General features: G+C 42.3%; 10 protein-coding genes. 2 read left to right on the top strand and 8 right to left on the bottom strand.

Going from position 1 to position 15,356, the window contains the following annotated elements; genetic code table 11:
- Positions 1-2: 2 nt before the first annotated feature.
- Both Q3W13_RS13565 and Q3W13_RS13560 read right to left on the bottom strand, forming a co-directional pair.
- Complete coding sequence (locus tag Q3W13_RS13565) at positions 3-2,438, bottom strand: tyrosine-protein kinase family protein (RefSeq protein ID WP_302864639.1); 2,436 nt, start codon at positions 2,436-2,438, stop codon at positions 3-5.
- 2 nt (positions 2,439-2,440) lie between these two features.
- Positions 2,441-3,256: a polysaccharide biosynthesis/export family protein gene (locus Q3W13_RS13560; protein ID WP_302864637.1), complete on the bottom strand. Its 816-nt coding sequence runs from the start codon at positions 3,254-3,256 to the stop codon at positions 2,441-2,443.
- Between the two features lie 292 nt (positions 3,257-3,548).
- Here Q3W13_RS13560 and Q3W13_RS13555 point away from each other — a divergent pair, with 292 nt between their 5' ends.
- Positions 3,549-4,295: a glycosyltransferase family 2 protein gene (locus Q3W13_RS13555; protein WP_302864636.1), complete on the top strand. Its 747-nt coding sequence runs from the start codon at positions 3,549-3,551 to the stop codon at positions 4,293-4,295.
- A gap of 131 nt (positions 4,296-4,426) precedes the next feature.
- Positions 4,427-6,643 (top strand): alpha-galactosidase, encoded by a 2,217-nt coding sequence (locus tag Q3W13_RS13550; protein WP_302864635.1) that lies wholly within the window; start codon positions 4,427-4,429, stop codon positions 6,641-6,643.
- A gap of 253 nt (positions 6,644-6,896) precedes the next feature.
- On the opposite strand, the gene Q3W13_RS13545 is transcribed toward Q3W13_RS13550, so the two are convergent.
- From Q3W13_RS13545 to Q3W13_RS13520, 6 genes are all read right to left on the bottom strand, one after another.
- Positions 6,897-7,514, bottom strand: a complete 618-nt coding sequence (locus Q3W13_RS13545) for a TetR/AcrR family transcriptional regulator (protein WP_302864633.1) — start codon at positions 7,512-7,514, stop codon at positions 6,897-6,899.
- A 197-nt stretch (positions 7,515-7,711) separates the two neighbouring features.
- The gene (locus Q3W13_RS13540) at positions 7,712-8,170 is read right to left on the bottom strand and encodes a hypothetical protein (RefSeq protein WP_302864632.1); all 459 of its coding nucleotides are present in this window, start codon (positions 8,168-8,170) and stop codon (positions 7,712-7,714) included.
- Positions 8,171-8,640: 470 nt separating this feature from the next.
- Positions 8,641-12,057 (bottom strand): efflux RND transporter permease subunit, encoded by a 3,417-nt coding sequence (locus Q3W13_RS13535; RefSeq protein ID WP_302864631.1) that lies wholly within the window; start codon positions 12,055-12,057, stop codon positions 8,641-8,643.
- A gap of 27 nt (positions 12,058-12,084) precedes the next feature.
- Positions 12,085-13,191, bottom strand: a complete 1,107-nt coding sequence (locus tag Q3W13_RS13530) for an efflux RND transporter periplasmic adaptor subunit (protein ID WP_302864629.1) — start codon at positions 13,189-13,191, stop codon at positions 12,085-12,087.
- 26 nt (positions 13,192-13,217) lie between these two features.
- Positions 13,218-14,567 (bottom strand): TolC family protein, encoded by a 1,350-nt coding sequence (locus Q3W13_RS13525; RefSeq protein WP_302864628.1) that lies wholly within the window; start codon positions 14,565-14,567, stop codon positions 13,218-13,220.
- Positions 14,568-14,656: 89 nt separating this feature from the next.
- Positions 14,657-15,268, bottom strand: coding sequence for a TetR/AcrR family transcriptional regulator (locus Q3W13_RS13520; RefSeq protein ID WP_302864627.1), 612 nt, complete (start codon positions 15,266-15,268; stop codon positions 14,657-14,659).
- Positions 15,269-15,356 lie beyond the last annotated feature (88 nt).

Below are 15,356 nucleotides of genomic sequence, written 5' to 3'. Positions count from 1 at the left end.
CATCAGCGTTTAAACCACCGCCTTATATCCCACCACTTATCTTCGTTTTTATCAACATAATATCCGGAACTCTCATAGCCAGTATAATCCGAATAATAATAGTATTTGCCACCCCCATAATTTTCACCGGTAAATTTGGTAGTGTAGTACCTGGAGTGCAGTAAGTCCTGCGCGAAAGCATTTAATACGATTACTGTGTTATCCAAATGGTACTCCTGAGCAATACGCTGCGGCACGGTGGCAGCATAAAATTTCGATTTGCCGGACCGTATCACGAAGAGATTAATATCACTCGACCGTATTAATGGCACTGCATCTGACACCAGGCCAATTGGCGCCGTATCAATCATCACCACATCATACCGGGAGTTAAGGTCGGCAATAAGCTCCGACATCCTTTTTGAATGCAGCAATTCCGACGGATTAGGCGGTACAGGGCCTGAAACGATAAAATCAAGGTTTGGCTGGCCGGAATGTGAAATAATATCGTCTGCAGTGCACTGGTTTGCCAGATAATTGCTCAACCCGATGTCATTAGGTACACGGAACGTTTTATGCAACTTGGAGCGTCGCAAATCGGCGCCCACCAATATCACTTTTTTATCTATCAGAGACAGCGTACTTGACAAGTTAACCGCCACGAACGACTTTCCCTCTCCTGCCACTTCCGACGTGATACATATAACCTTGCTTTTCTTCTCAGACGCCAAAAAGCTTAAATTGGTACGTACCGACCTGACCGACTCGGCAAAAATGGACTTGGGCTTGCTAATAGCCAGTATCTGGCTGCTATATTCGTCTATAGGTTCGGGAAATTTCCTGATCACGCCAATGATTGGAATCGCAGTTAAGCTCTCTATAGTCTCCTTATCATAAATATAGGGATTTATTACTCTTATCAATATGATAAGCCCCAGGCCGATGGCCAGTCCGAGGATTTCGGAGGAGCGCTGTACTTGTTGATCGTTTGGCGACACGGGGCTATAGTTAGGCTTTGCCTCATCAATAATCGTGGCGCCGGGAAGTATCCCTGCGGTGTTTATCTGAGCATCCAGTTTTTTTTCTGAAAGGAATGAGTAAACTTTATCATTTATTTCGAAGTCGCGCTTCAGCGCCACCATATCCCGTTCAGCGGAGGGCAATTCTGCAATTTGCTGATTGATAGGTCCGATCTGGTTCTGAATATAACTCAATTTATTCACAATCAAATCGTGCATAGCGTTAATACTGCCCAGAATACTGTTCTTTGCTTGTAAAATCTGTTGATTGATATCCTGTATGGTTTGCGAATTGGCGGTATAAGTTTTTAGCGCTACCTTCTTGTTCCTGATAAGAAGGTTGAGTGCTGATATGGCGTCATTTAACTGCTGATGTTCCGTTCCTCCGGTATTAAAGTTAGGTAATTCATTATCGTCCGACTTCAACACTTCCTTTTTCAGCTGGTCTACCGAAAGAAGGTCTATCTTTAGAATAGAACTCTGCGACTCCAATTCCGTTACCTTGTTTAACGCCCTGCTGGATGTTGACGAAACATCCATTATCTTTTTCTTGTTCTGATATTGAGAGATAGACGATTCCGACCCCTTAACCTCATTCGACAGAAAATCTAATTGGTTGTCAATAAATTTAATCATCTGCGATGCCGACTGGGTACGCTGGTTTCGGTCATACACCAGATATTCTTTCATAATAGCATTAAGAACATCAGCAGCAAACTGCGGATTAGAATCGGTTTCCTGTAATGATATGATGTTGGAATTTCTTGCTGTTTCTGCAACATGCAACCCGTTCCTGACGCGACCAACCAGGTCTTCCGCTGCATTTATTTTAAACAGAAAAAGTGCCGTCTTGGGCATTACCCCGGGATAGCTGATGCTGAATGCCGTCGGGCCTATAGTAAAAGGCTTATCGTAATAACAGGTGTTCTTAATTTGTTTGCCACCTGAATTATAAGTGATACTAAATCTACTCCTATCTAGGGGCCTATACGTTATAAGGTCGTGATAGAAGTTAAGGCTATCAAATTTTACTAACTCAACATCCAGCGGTTTCTGCGGATACAGTTCACTGGTTCGGTTCAGCACACGGCCAACTATATAAAAGCTAAAACGGTAGTCGAACCGTTTGATTGCATTCAGTAATAAGGCCGAACTCTGCAATACAATGGTTTCGCTCTGGATTTTTGAAATGTTGGTCCGGTCATTGTTCCCCGGCAGGCTTATCAGATCAGATATTTCAGACTTCTTTTCCTCAAATTTCAGCGTTGCTGATGTAGCATATATTTTGGGTGTGTACCATAGGTAAATATTAGCCGCAACCATGCAAATAACCACCGAACCAACCACCCAGTACCACCGGCTTAACAATATTTTAGCCAGCTTGATATAGTCTATCTCCTGGCTGGGCAGTTTAGGTTTTGTCTTTTCGGTTTCTTCCATACCTATTTCCGGAAAAGAGTCAAAATAATTAATGCCGCATTAATTAATAGCAAAGATGGCTGAACAATGGTAGAAACGCTCTGAAGATTGTCTGTGCGGTTAGCTCTCTTATTCTGGCCGACATAAATAATATCGCCATTTTGTAAGATAGTGCGCGGGTCATTTACAGACTTTATATCTCCGAGGTCCACCTGGATCACCTTGGGTTCCTTTTCAGTCCCGCGTATAATCTTAATGTTACTCTCGTCGGCCCGTTCAGTTATGCCTCCCGCCGCCCCTATCATCTCCACAAGTGTTATGTGCTCTTTAGTCAAAGGGAAATTGCCGGAGTTCTTCACTTCGCCAAGCATCGTTACCTTTAAATTGATTATTTTAAGTTCGATAATTGGATTTACCAGTACATTTTTACGATAAGCATCTTCTATAGTCTTTTCTGCAACCGCCCGTGTTAGCCCGGCTACGCGTATATGTCCCAGCGCTGGTAAAATGACGGTTCCATCGTCAGCCACCTGGAAATTTTGTTCGCCGGTTTCCTGGCTGGTTCCATCGGCCAATAAATTGGTATTAACCGCATTGCTTTGAACCGGATTAATAAGATACTTTTTAGCATCCTGTAAATTTCTGACTTGTAAGATATCTTGCGGCCTTATGCGATACTCCCCAACACTGTCTTTCACGCTATATCCGCTGTCAGTTAACGACTGCTTTTTTTGGAAAAGAGTCTGGTATTGCTTCGAAGAACAAGAACTTAACAAAACCACCAGCAAGCAAAACGACCACCCATAATTTAATTTACTCAAACTTACACCTGCCGTCATTCTATATTATTAATCAATAATTCAAATTTACACAAATGATTAAATACTTTTCGCAACAATTTATCTTACCGAATATCTATGGTATTTTTGAGCTTTGCGCGTAAAATTCTATTTGCACCGCTCGAATATAGCCTAAATAGCCCGTCAACAATTGGACAAATTATAAACAACAGACAAATTATAAACATCGCGCTCCTTATTAAGTAGCAATTACAATTAAAGGTCCTCCCGATCATTCATAATAACACCTATTTGTATAATTTTACATTATTCAATACTATACTATTCCGACGTGCAGGACATAAAAATTTCGCTGATTACCGTTTGCTATAATGCTGAAAGCACTATCCTCGGCTGCATAAAATCGGTATTTGAGCAAGACTATAAAAATATCGAGTACATTATTATAGATGGTGGCTCAACAGACAGGACTGTAGAATACGTATTAGGATACAGCGGGCAGCTTACTCATTTTGTTTCCGAGCCGGACAATGGCATTTATGATGCGATCAATAAGGGCATTAAAATGGCCAGCGGCGACATCGTAGGGCTACTGAACGCTGACGATTATTTTCCGGAAACAAATGTCTTAAGCACAATAGCCGGCGCTTTTAAACAAAGTGGTGCCGATGTTGTATACGGCGATCTTGATTACGTAAATGCCCACGGCAGAATTCTCCGCAAATGGCGGTCAGGAAATTTTAAACGAAATAAGTTCCGGTTGGGCTGGATGCCGCCCCATCCTACCTTTTACTGCAAACACGATTTGTTTAAGCAATACGGATATTACAGCCTTGACTTCGGCACGGCAGGCGATTATGAACTTATGCTTCGTTTTTTATATGTCAATGATCTGAAAGTGAGTTATATTAACCGGGTATTGGTTAAAATGAGGGTTGGCGGTCAAAGCAACCAAAACCTCGTAAATCGGAAAAAAGCCCTGGCTAACGACTTAAAAGCTATGAGAGTCCACGGCATTTCCATACCGTTCCTTTCTTTATTTTTAAAACCGGCCCGAAAACTCACTCAATATTTTTAAAGTTTTATCAAGCCGGCGGGTATGGGAAAAAAGAAGTTTACAAGGTTACCTATCTTGAATGTTAAAACAGGGCTACCGGGACACCGATAACCTGCTTTTATTCAGACAGTAAATACATATAACAACTTACAATGACGCGTTCTAAATTTCATTTCTTCTTTTCAAGAGCATTCTTGTCGTTCATTATCGGATGTATATTCTATTCAGCATTGGCACAGCAACTACCAGTTTGGAATCCACAAATAGGCAGAAATGCTACAAATGATTGGCTTATAAACCCAATATGCCAAAAGGCGGAAGTTTACAAGACCGCTGATGGAAAAAATATTATATTGTCCAATGGCCTTTTAAGGCGGAGTTTCCGTATTTCACCTAATGTAACCTGTTATGACTTTACGAATCAGAGCAACGGAAAACAGCTATTGCGTTCTGTAAAACCAGAGGCCCAGGTTGCTATAAACGGTCGAACATTAAACGTTGGAGGGTTATACGGACAAAAGGAGAATGCCTATATATTGCCCGAATGGCTGGACAGCTTTACATCAAACCCCAACGATTTCCAATTTGAAAAGTATGAGGTAACCCCAATTATCCCGGTCATTGAATGGAAAAGTAATTCATGGTGGGCGGGAAATAAAAAGCAACCTACAGGCAAAACGATCTGCTTCTTCTACAAGTCATTACTCAAAGAGCTGCAAGGAATTACCGTTTCCATTCATTACAGTATTTTCGATGGCATCCCATTGATGAGCAAATGGATTACTATTGAAAATCATACCCCATCGGCCATTCAAGTTGGCCGGACTGTAAATGAAATATTGGGAACAGTTGAAGAAGAAAGCGCCGTGGTTGGCAGTGTTCATGACATGCGAACGCCTCAGGGTTTATACATCGAAACCAATTATGCATTTAACAATGCAATGCGGCATGATTTAAGCGACCAGACTACTCATTGGGAAGCTGATTCTACTTATACATCGCAGGTAAATTATAATTACCAAACACCCTGCCTTCTCAAGGTTTACCCGGAAAGGGTTACCGGTGTTGAACTGAAGCCGGGGGAAACCTTCACCTCGGTGCGTACCTACGAATTAATGATGGATAGCTACGACCGGGAACGGCGCGGGCTCGCTATCCGCAAAATGTACCGCACCATTGCCCCCTGGGTAACAGCAAACCCTATTTTTATGCATCTGGTAAGTAAAAATGACGATGAGGTTCGCAATGCAATTAATCAATGCGCGGCAACAGGGTATGAAGCCTTGATACTCAGCTTTGGCAGCCATTTGAATATGGAAGATACCAGCGCGACGAATCTAAAAAAATGGAAAGAACTGGCTGACTACGCTCATGATAAAAATATAAGAATAGGCGGTTACTCTTTATTCAGCTCTCGCAAAATAAGTGACAGCGACGATGTTATTGATCCTAAAACCGGTAAACCCGGCGGTGCTTTTTTTGGCAACGCAGCCTGCTATGGCAGTAAATGGGGCTTAGCCTATCGTGATAAAATCAAGGCCTTTTTTAAAACAACCGGGTTTGATATTTGGGAGAACGATGGCCCATATCCTGGCGACGTCTGCGCCTCAACAACACATCCCGGCCATAAAGGGCTAGAGGACAGCCAGTGGCGGCAAATGGAAATTCAAAAGGACCTTTATCACTGGCTTAATAATCGCGGTATCTACGTTAACGCGCCTGATTGGTATTTTCTGGACGGTACGAATAAAATCGGCATGGGCTACCGCGAAGTAAATTTCTCTCTTTCGAGAGAACAGCAGATCATCCTTAACCGCCAAAATATCTACGACGCGCTCTGGAACGAAATACCATCAATGGTATGGGGGTTTGTACCTCTTACAAAATATCAAGGCGGCGGGCCTGAAGCCGTACTTGAGCCATTAACTCAACATTTGGATGCCTATCGCTCTTTAATGACTGAATATTATGGATCAGGGGTACAGGCCTGCTACCGTGGCCCGCGTTTGTATGATACCGAAAAAACCAGGCAAACTGTTACCGACGTTATAAACTGGTATAAAGCACATCGTGATATTCTTAACTCAGACATCATTCACTTACAGCGAGCCAGCGGGAGCGATTGGGATGGCATAATGCATGTTAACCCGGAACTGAAGGAAAAAGCCTTGCTGATGCTGTACAATCCGCTTAAAGAGAAAATAACGCGCACCATTAAAGTACCGCTTTATTACACAGGTCTTGATGCCATCGCTTCGTTTTCGGAGCAGGGCAAAGAAAAACGGGTTATAAAATTAAACCGTGACTATACCGCTACCCTGACGTTCAATATTGAGCCCGAAAGTTATACCTGGTTCTTGGTAGAATAGGAATGGTCAAGACAAAAAAACCAGGCCCGGAATCGTCCGGGCCTGGTTCAATCACTCTAAAACAATCACCTCTAATTAGAAGTATTTCAAATATTTGCATAAGTCATATCTGACCAATTCAAATATTTAGTCAAATGTAAGTTTAATCTTTAGCTATTTCCAATACTTTCAGGTCTTTTGACTAAAAAGTGACAGTCTGTATGCACTGTATCTTAAGGCGTTATGACATAAACAGCCAATCATTACAGGCCGTTTAATACATCAGCCCTTTTATAAATATATCGGCCAGCAACAGGCGCTTGGCCCTGATTTCGGCAAGATGCTCTTTATTAGGGAACATTGTCTTTTTGTGAGATACAGATTTGGCCCGTACGCCATGTAAGGCGTCGAGCAGCAAGGCTACTATCTCCTCGGGATTAGCTACCGGTTTAATTTTGCCCCTTGCAACTTCTGTTTTAATTGCGCTTACCAACAGCTGGGCCTCTGAGTTGTGCACCTCATCCACTATCTCCCATATCACGTCGGGCAGGTTTTGCTCGTTAAGCCTGAAAAAGTCGAAAAAATTGTAATTGGTTACAATAAAATCGTGCTGGGTATCGATCTGGAATATGAAAGCTTCTTTTAAATCAGCGAACGTATTTATCTTATCGCTTAATGATTTGAGATACTCGGCAGCCACTTTTTTCATCACAGCTACATACAACTGGCTTTTGTCGGGGAAATAATAATACAGCAATGCCTTCGACATCGACAAATCCCCGGCAATCTCGTTCATCGTTGTTTTTGAATAACCATAATGTAAAAACCTGTGATGAGCGGCCTCTAAAATCCTTTCCTTTTTTACATCCTGTTGGTCTATCGCTGAAATCATTATCGATGCTTAGTAATTAAAATACCTGTGCAAGGTTTAAATTGACGAACTATTTCCTGACTTTTTTAACAAAATTATCAATTTTTCTAAATATGGTTACGTTACCGGATGTGTCAAAGTGACACAGCTTTATAAAAATTACGCTGCAATGATTAACATCATTCCCGCAGTAGCAACAATTGCGTCCTCTATCGCTCCTATAACCGGATCGGCAACACCTGTTTTATTCCCCGAAAATCTCCGCAGGTAAAAGCTCCCAAACGAAGATGCGAGTGCAGCACATGACCCGGCCAATGCGCCGGCAAGGCCGTTATTGCCGGATGCTTGTACAAACCAGCTCCGGCCAATGCTCCGGACAAGCACCTTCCAATCAAACCTGGCGCAGATGTCCGGTTGGGGATGTCGGGTAGCTTATCACCGACCAACTCTAAAGCCGCAAGAACCCGGAACGCGGAGCCAACTCTTCCGGACTGCAAAAAGTTCAGCGGCGATTCAGCCAATTGTTTTGAAGGATGGTTTTGCAAAATAGCGTTGACTGTAACCGGCGCCGAAAAAGTCCGCATACCAGCTAGTACGCCCACTTCTATTACCTGCCAAAACGGAGCAACTGCCCGGGTCGAGGCTACATGGTTTTTCCTGGTACCAAATGTTTTCATAGGATTGGTGTAAAACAACAATCGTTCCTAAATTATTTTTTATAGCCCCCTAAACCAGGACCGACCATTTAAAGCGTACCCTTTTTTCAGGACGACACATGCAATGTAACTGTTCCGTTTCTGAGCGGAACACCTGGAATACGATGGTACTCACTGATAATCAACAGAATACGTATTTACATGCAACAAGACATTGATAATCAGCGCTTTACTCGGGGGTTTACACCCTGTATGGTTATTTTTTTTAAGGTGTTGACTATTAGGTATTTATAAAAAATCAAGGGGTTACACTTGTAAACCCCTGCGTCCTACGGCGTTCCGTTTGATGCGGGCGCCCTTTTAATGCGCTCACGCAGAGCAAATTCGATAAAATGATGAAAAAGCTCAAAAATTTGCAAAATAATATTTTATAAAAGAAAAGAGCTGCCTGGGTATTCCCCCGGCAGCTCTTCGAAATCGTTGAGCTTAAATTAAGCTTCGGTCAATTCAGCCCTGGCTATTTCCTTCTTTTCTTTTCTGCCAAAAAAGTAGTTTTTGATATTAACCCTGATAATATACATACACGGTACCAATATCAATGTAATAATAGTGGCAAAACCGAGGCCAAATATCATGGTCCATGCCAACGGTCCCCAGAAGGCTACGTTATCGCCACCAAAGAAAATGTGGGGCTCAAAGTGCGTAAACAAGCCTGCGAAGTCGATATTAAAACCAACCGCCAGCGGTATTAGACCCAATATGGCTGCGGTAGCAGTTAATAATACCGGCGTCATACGGGTATGGCCGGCCTCAACGACCGCATCGTGCAAATTGGCGCCCTGGGCTATCAGCATATCTGTAAACTCAACCAGCAGGATACCATTTCGGACAACCACGCCAGCGAGAGCTATGATACCCACACCAGTCATTACAATTGACATGGTCATACCGGTAAGGGTAACCCCCAGCAGTACACCTATAATACTCAGGAATATCTCGCTGATAATGATGACCGTTTTACCAACCGAGTTGAACTGCAGGGTAAGTATGATAAATATCAGGCCAAAGGAGGCAAGTAATGCTCCCCCCAAAAATGTCGCCGCTTCCAACTGATCTTCCTGGCCACCGCCCTGGCGAATAATTACATTGTCGGGCTTTTTGAAGTTTGATATAGCTCTTAAAATGTTGGCATTTACGTCGTTAGGATTATAGGGCTTTATAACGTTTGAGCTTAGCGTAAGCACTCTATGTTGTTGCTTCCGTTTAATATTGCTATATGTGCTGCTGTAACGAACGTCGGTAAAAGCCGATATCGGTACCTGGCGTATTGCTCCGCCGGTAGCTAAATCACGATACGTTATTTTCATGTTACGCAGCGCGTCGATACTACTTCGTTGACTTTCAAGAGCACGAACCATTATTTTATAATCGTCCTCCTTGGTATTGCGGAAATCGGCAGCCTTGGCGCCATAAATTGCTGCACCCAAGGCCTGTGTAATCTGGCCAGAAGTGATGCCTTCACGATTCGCGCGTTCACGATCGATATCAAACACAATTTCCGGTTTATCACTCTGCACATCCGCAGTCAGGTTTTCAATACCTTCTATATTTTGTTTAGCAAGGAAGTTTTTTAACCGGTTACCTGTATTCACCAGTGTGTCCAGGTTATCTCCGGCTATTTCAATACTGATGTCTTTTTGAACCGGAGGACCGCTGGCTTCCTGTGCCACAGAAATTTTAACACCCGGAAGACCTTGTATAGCTTTACGGATATTTGCAAGTATTACTCTGGTGTCTTTGCCGTTTCGTTTAGAAAACTCAGCAAAGGCTACGGTTACCTTACCTTTGTTTTCATAATCATTTTGATCTTCGTCTTGCGGATCTGTAACACCTTTTGTAACGTTTGATATAATTGACGTAACTATGTCTTTATCAGGTTCAACCACTTTTGCTACACGCTGTTCAATCTTTTTTGTCACTTCATTGGTTGTCGCCTGGTCCGTGCCGATGGGCAAGCTTATGTAAACATATGCAAAGTTGGGTGCACCGGAAGGGAAGAATACCGGTGTTTTACCGATGGTTGCCGTTAAAATAATCGCAAGAAAAAATAAGCCGATAGTTCCAACCAACATTAAAACGGGTCGTTTTACAGCTTTTTCAAGTATCCGGGCATACCAGTTTTTAAATTTAGGCCATGAATTTTTCTGGAACCGGTCAATAAGCTTAACCAGCACAAAGTGGTTTAACAGGTAAAGTAAAATAATCAATACCATAAAATTGCCGAAGCCCACATTGATCAGGTAGCCCAGGATTGTAAATATGCCTAGTATAACCAAAGCGCGTTTTACCGTGCGATCGAATTTTGGATGATCATGTTCGCCCTCGATATGTGGTTTCATAAAGTCGACGGCAAACACCGGGTTCATTATATAAGCCACTACCAACGAGGCAAGTAAGGTCGTGATAAGTGTTATCGGTAAAAATCGCATAAACTCACCGATGATACTATTCCAAAACAATAACGGAACAAATGGAGCTAATGTGGTCATGGTACCTGAAAACACCGGAAGGAACACCTCACCTGCCGCATGCTTGGCTGCTTCTTTAATAGGGACAGCGCCGTTATTAAATATACGGTGCGTGTTCTCAATCACAACAATAGCATCATCTACTACTATGCCTAAAGCAAGCAGGAAGGAGAATAGCACGATCATATTAAGAGTGAGCCCTAAAACCGGCATTACCAAAAATGCGATGAAACATGATAATGGAACGGATAACGCCACAAAGAGCGCGTTGGTTGTACCCATAAAAAACATCAGGATAACAGTTACCAGCACAAATCCAATGACGATGGTATTGATCAGATCATTCAGCGTGGAACGCGTCTTGTCAGATTGATCTCCGGTTACTGTTATATTTAAGCCTTTAGGGAATACCGTGCGCTGTTTTTCCTTTATCATCTTATTGATCTTATCCGAAGATTCAATCAGGTTTTCGCCGGCGCGCTTACTCACATTTAAGGTAATAACATTTTTAAAATCAGGGTTATCAGGTGTTTTTAAACGCGCGTAACTTTCTTGTTCAAGGAATGAATCTTTAATCTCTGCGATATCCCGTAAGTACACGGAACGCCCGGTTGGGTTCCTGATTACCATTGCGGCAACCTGATCCGCATTTTTAAAATCCTGCTTGATATCAATACTTCTGCGTACTCCATCGGTTTTTATAGTACCGGCAGAAGACAGGATATTTTCATTGCCAATTGCTTGTATGATATCATTAAAGGTAATTTGTGCGGCCGCCATTTTATTGAGATCGACGTTAACCTGTATCTCTGGTGTAAGCGCTCCTATTTCATCTACCTTTGATATTTCTTTATAACCTTCTATTTCATCTTTCAGGATATCGGCATACTCTTTGAGTTTTTTAAGGTCATAGTCGCCTGAAATATTAATATAAAGTATCGGCAAATCCGATACGTTTATGTCAATAATGTTAGGCTGCTTAAAGTTATTATCATTTTGGGGTAAGTCTTGCTGTGCTTTATCAACAGCGTCTTTTACTTCCTGCTTTGCATCTTTAATCTTTACGTTCTGATTAAATTCGGCTGTAATTACCGAAATATTCTGCATGGAGTTGGAAGTGACCTTTTTAAGGCCTTTAAGCGATTTCAATTGCTTTTCCAACTGGCGCGTAACCAGGTTTTCGATATTTTGGGGTGATTGCCCCTGGAATACCGTATTTATATATATTTTAGGTATGGCGATATCCGGGAAGTTCTCTTTCGGCAGGCTCTGATAGCTCAGATAACCCATCACCGTTATTAAGAACATCAGCACGTAGATCGCTGTTTTATTGTTTATGGCCCAACTTGACGGGCCAAACTCTTTTATCACGTCTTTCATAATGAACTCAAATCAGTTTGTGAATAATTAGTTCGATGACGATGGCGTACTTTTTATTTTATCTCCGTCTTCAATATCCGTTGCACCATCAGTAATCAGTTCATCGCCGGCTTTCAGGCCCGACTTTATTTCCGATTGACCTGCGTAAGTCGCACCAACGGTAACTACAACACGCCTGGCAATTCCATTCTGATTAATGAACACGAAGTCGCCGGTTTCTGAATGCTGAACTGCCTTAACTGGTACTACGATCACGTTCTGCTTTGAATAATCGGCAATTTTAAGTACCGCTGTCATATTAGGACGAAGGTCTTTACGCTGGGGAAGTGCTACTTCGGCCGCAAAACTTCTTGATGCCGGATCGATCACCTTGGCAGCAAAACTAACCTTGGTGGTCAGTGAATCGTTTGCGTCTGGAAATATAACTTTCACTGTGTTTCCGGTCGATACGCTCCCTGTGTACGATTCAGGTATATCAGCCTTAACCTTAAGCTTATCCGCGTTTACTATACGGATACCTGTAACACCTGGCTGCGCTACCTGGCCTAATTTCAAGTCCATTTGGTCTACTGTTCCGCTAATTGGCGATGTAATCCGGTATAGATCGGCTTGCCTACGCAACGATGCTACCTGTTTTTGAGAGCTTTCCAGGGCAGTTTTTGCCTGCAGAAATTGCACCTCGGTCCCTATTTTCTGATCCCACAGGTTCTTTTGCCTTTCATATAGCGTCTTATTCAAATCAACCTGTGTTTCTGCCTGCGCAATGTTCTGATTTAACACACTGGCATCAAGCTGCGCCAGTACTTGCCCTTTATTTACGTGCTGACCAACCTTTACATAAATAGCGGTTATCGAACCGGCCGCCTGCGGATATGCCATAACGTTGTCCTGTGCGTCAATTTTGCCTTGTATCTGAACATAGTTGGTAAAGCTGCCCGCCTTTAAAACAAGGGTGCTCACATCTGCAACTTTCGACGAATCTGTGGTACCAACCTCGGCCTGTAGCTTTGCAATCTTTGAGTTCAGATCAGCCTGTTGCTTTTTCAATTCGGCAAGCTCCGCTTTTTTGTCCTTGGGTTTGCTTGAGCAAGCAGCAAGCAATATCAGGGCTGGTATGTATATTAATTTTTTCATTGTGCTGTATAGTGTGTTGTGATTGATTATTTTATTCTTCCGTATGCCTGGTCAAGATCAACTTTGCTTACTAAAGCATCGTACAGACCTTGTATATATGAGTTGTCTGCATCCTGCAGTGCAGTTTGTGCCTGTGTTACTTCGAGGCTGGATCCTACCCCTTGCTGATATTTAATTTTGGAGACTCTAAGCACCTCTTCAGCAAGTGCCCTGTTCCTTTTCTGATCGTTCAACGTTTGCAGACCATTCAGATATGTAATCCGGGCTTTCTTTAGTTCAAGGTTAAAAGCATTCCTGGCGGCAAACATGTCGTTTTGCGATTTAAGCAATGTAATCTCGGATTGCCTCAACTGGTTTATATGCTGAAAGCCTGTAAATATTGGGACGTTTAGTGTAAGGCCAACATAAGCCGAAGGAAAGTTGTTGCGATATAGCTGTCCAAAGTTATTGTCCTGGTAGGATGCTGAATATCCAACATTAGCAGTTAGCTTCGGTAGAAATTGACCTTTCTTGCGTTTCACATCATATTGGTACAGTTTTGATTGAGTTTCTAAAAGGCTATACTCAACCCGATTACGATAAACAGCCGTGTCGGCAACCGGGTCGCTCAGGCTGGCTTCAAGCTTTATGTCTTCAAGCCTGTCTTTTAATAAAAGTACGTTATCGATAGGCATTCCTATTTGAAACTTCAGTAATTGATAACCCAAACCCAATAGCCTTACAACATTCTCCTTCCTGGTTACCAACGAGTTATATTGAACAGTTATACGGTCGACATCTATTTTCTCGACAAAGCCCTGTTTATTTCGCGCAATAGTTTCATCCATCTGTTGCTTTAACTGATCGATATCTGCCTGTAAAACTTTTAGTTGTTCTACCGAAACTAAAACCTGGTAATAGGCCTTGGTAACGTTTACAGCAGTTGAAATCTTTGAACGGGTAAGGCTGCGATCATATAGTTCTTTGTAAGTGTTTCGTGCTTGTAAGCCAACCAGGTAGTCAGGATCAAAAAGTATCTGGCTTGCCGTTAAAGACAAATTCGACTGATATTTCACTCCAAACTTAATCGGAATAAAAGTACCAGGCTGGCCAAAAAACTCACCAGGCAACAACGTTGTTGGAATTTTAAGATAATCCTGGAATGATGCTACACCGTGGATCTGTGGAAAACCCTGGCCTATCGTTTCTTTAACCCTGTATCCTGCGCTTTTTACATCCAGGTTAGCATTAACTACCGAATCCTGGTGCTCATAGGCATAATTTATACAGTCTTGTATCGTAAAATTGTATCTCTGGCTATCGGGCGCCGCCGTTTGCGAAAAGCCGTTCAGGGCAATTCCGCTTAGCAGGCACATTACTATGAGTATATGTTTCATTTTATATTTAGTTGTGTTTTGCGTGATGTTGCTTATTGCTGGCGTAAATGTCTGCCCCGTATTGACAGCCCTATGTCAGCAGTATATCTTTATTCTTCGTTTATGTTTTTATACTGATTTAGCAGTTTGTAGCCTTTAAGTGTACAAATGCCATAATTAAAATGTTCTAAAAACTGAACCTGCACTTTCCATGGACTAAACTCCGCCATGGGGAATACCGATGTGTTAAAACCAAGCTCTACCTGGCTAACACGCATGCGTGCAATTATCTTTACGTCGATGTCGGGCCGAATGTAACCTTGCTTCTTACCTTTTGTTAAGAGTTCTTCCAGTGTCCGCACGATGACATCGGCTTTAAAATTCTGAAACTCCGCCCACGCCTCGGGATGATACTTTTGCATATCGTGGATAACTATCGGGTTTATCCTTGAAAAAATCTCTTCCGAGCATTTCATCATATTGATCATCTCTTCCATCACATTGCTTGATTTGGCAATAATGGCTTCCATATTGTCCTCGTCCTCTTTCAGCTTTTTCTTTACCAGCGCTATTACCAATTCGTTCTTATCCTTAAAAAACTGGTATATCGTTTTTTTCGACATGCCCAGGTGCCGGGCTATGTCATCCATTGTTACACTTTTGATCCCCGCCGTTAAAAACAGCTCTTCTCCGCCCTGGATTATTCTTTCTATTTGACTCATTGACTTTACGAGTCAAAACTAAGGAAACATTTTTAGATTACAAAGTTTCCTAAGAATAACATGCTGAGGGCTTATTTTTTGATGCGCG

The sequence above is a fragment of the Mucilaginibacter sp. L3T2-6 genome, assembly GCF_030519355.1.
GTDB lineage: Bacteria > Bacteroidota > Bacteroidia > Sphingobacteriales > Sphingobacteriaceae > Mucilaginibacter.
This window is presented reverse-complemented; position numbering and strand designations above follow the sequence as displayed.

Excerpts from the sequence above, each read along its gene's own strand:
- Q3W13_RS13565 (WP_302864639.1), bottom strand. The coding sequence starts at position 2,438 with ATGGAAGAAACCGAAAAGACAAAACCTAAACTGCCCAGCCAGGAGATA.
- Q3W13_RS13560 (WP_302864637.1), bottom strand. The coding sequence starts at position 3,256 with ATGACGGCAGGTGTAAGTTTGAGTAAATTAAATTATGGGTGGTCGTTT.
- Q3W13_RS13550 (WP_302864635.1), top strand. The coding sequence starts at position 4,427 with ATGACGCGTTCTAAATTTCATTTCTTCTTTTCAAGAGCATTCTTGTCG.
- Q3W13_RS13545 (WP_302864633.1), bottom strand. The coding sequence starts at position 7,514 with ATGATTTCAGCGATAGACCAACAGGATGTAAAAAAGGAAAGGATTTTA.
- Q3W13_RS13540 (WP_302864632.1), bottom strand. The coding sequence starts at position 8,170 with ATGAAAACATTTGGTACCAGGAAAAACCATGTAGCCTCGACCCGGGCA.
- Q3W13_RS13535 (WP_302864631.1), bottom strand. The coding sequence starts at position 12,057 with ATGAAAGACGTGATAAAAGAGTTTGGCCCGTCAAGTTGGGCCATAAAC.
- Q3W13_RS13530 (WP_302864629.1), bottom strand. The coding sequence starts at position 13,191 with ATGAAAAAATTAATATACATACCAGCCCTGATATTGCTTGCTGCTTGC.
- Q3W13_RS13525 (WP_302864628.1), bottom strand. The coding sequence starts at position 14,567 with ATGAAACATATACTCATAGTAATGTGCCTGCTAAGCGGAATTGCCCTG.
- Q3W13_RS13520 (WP_302864627.1), bottom strand. The coding sequence starts at position 15,268 with ATGAGTCAAATAGAAAGAATAATCCAGGGCGGAGAAGAGCTGTTTTTA.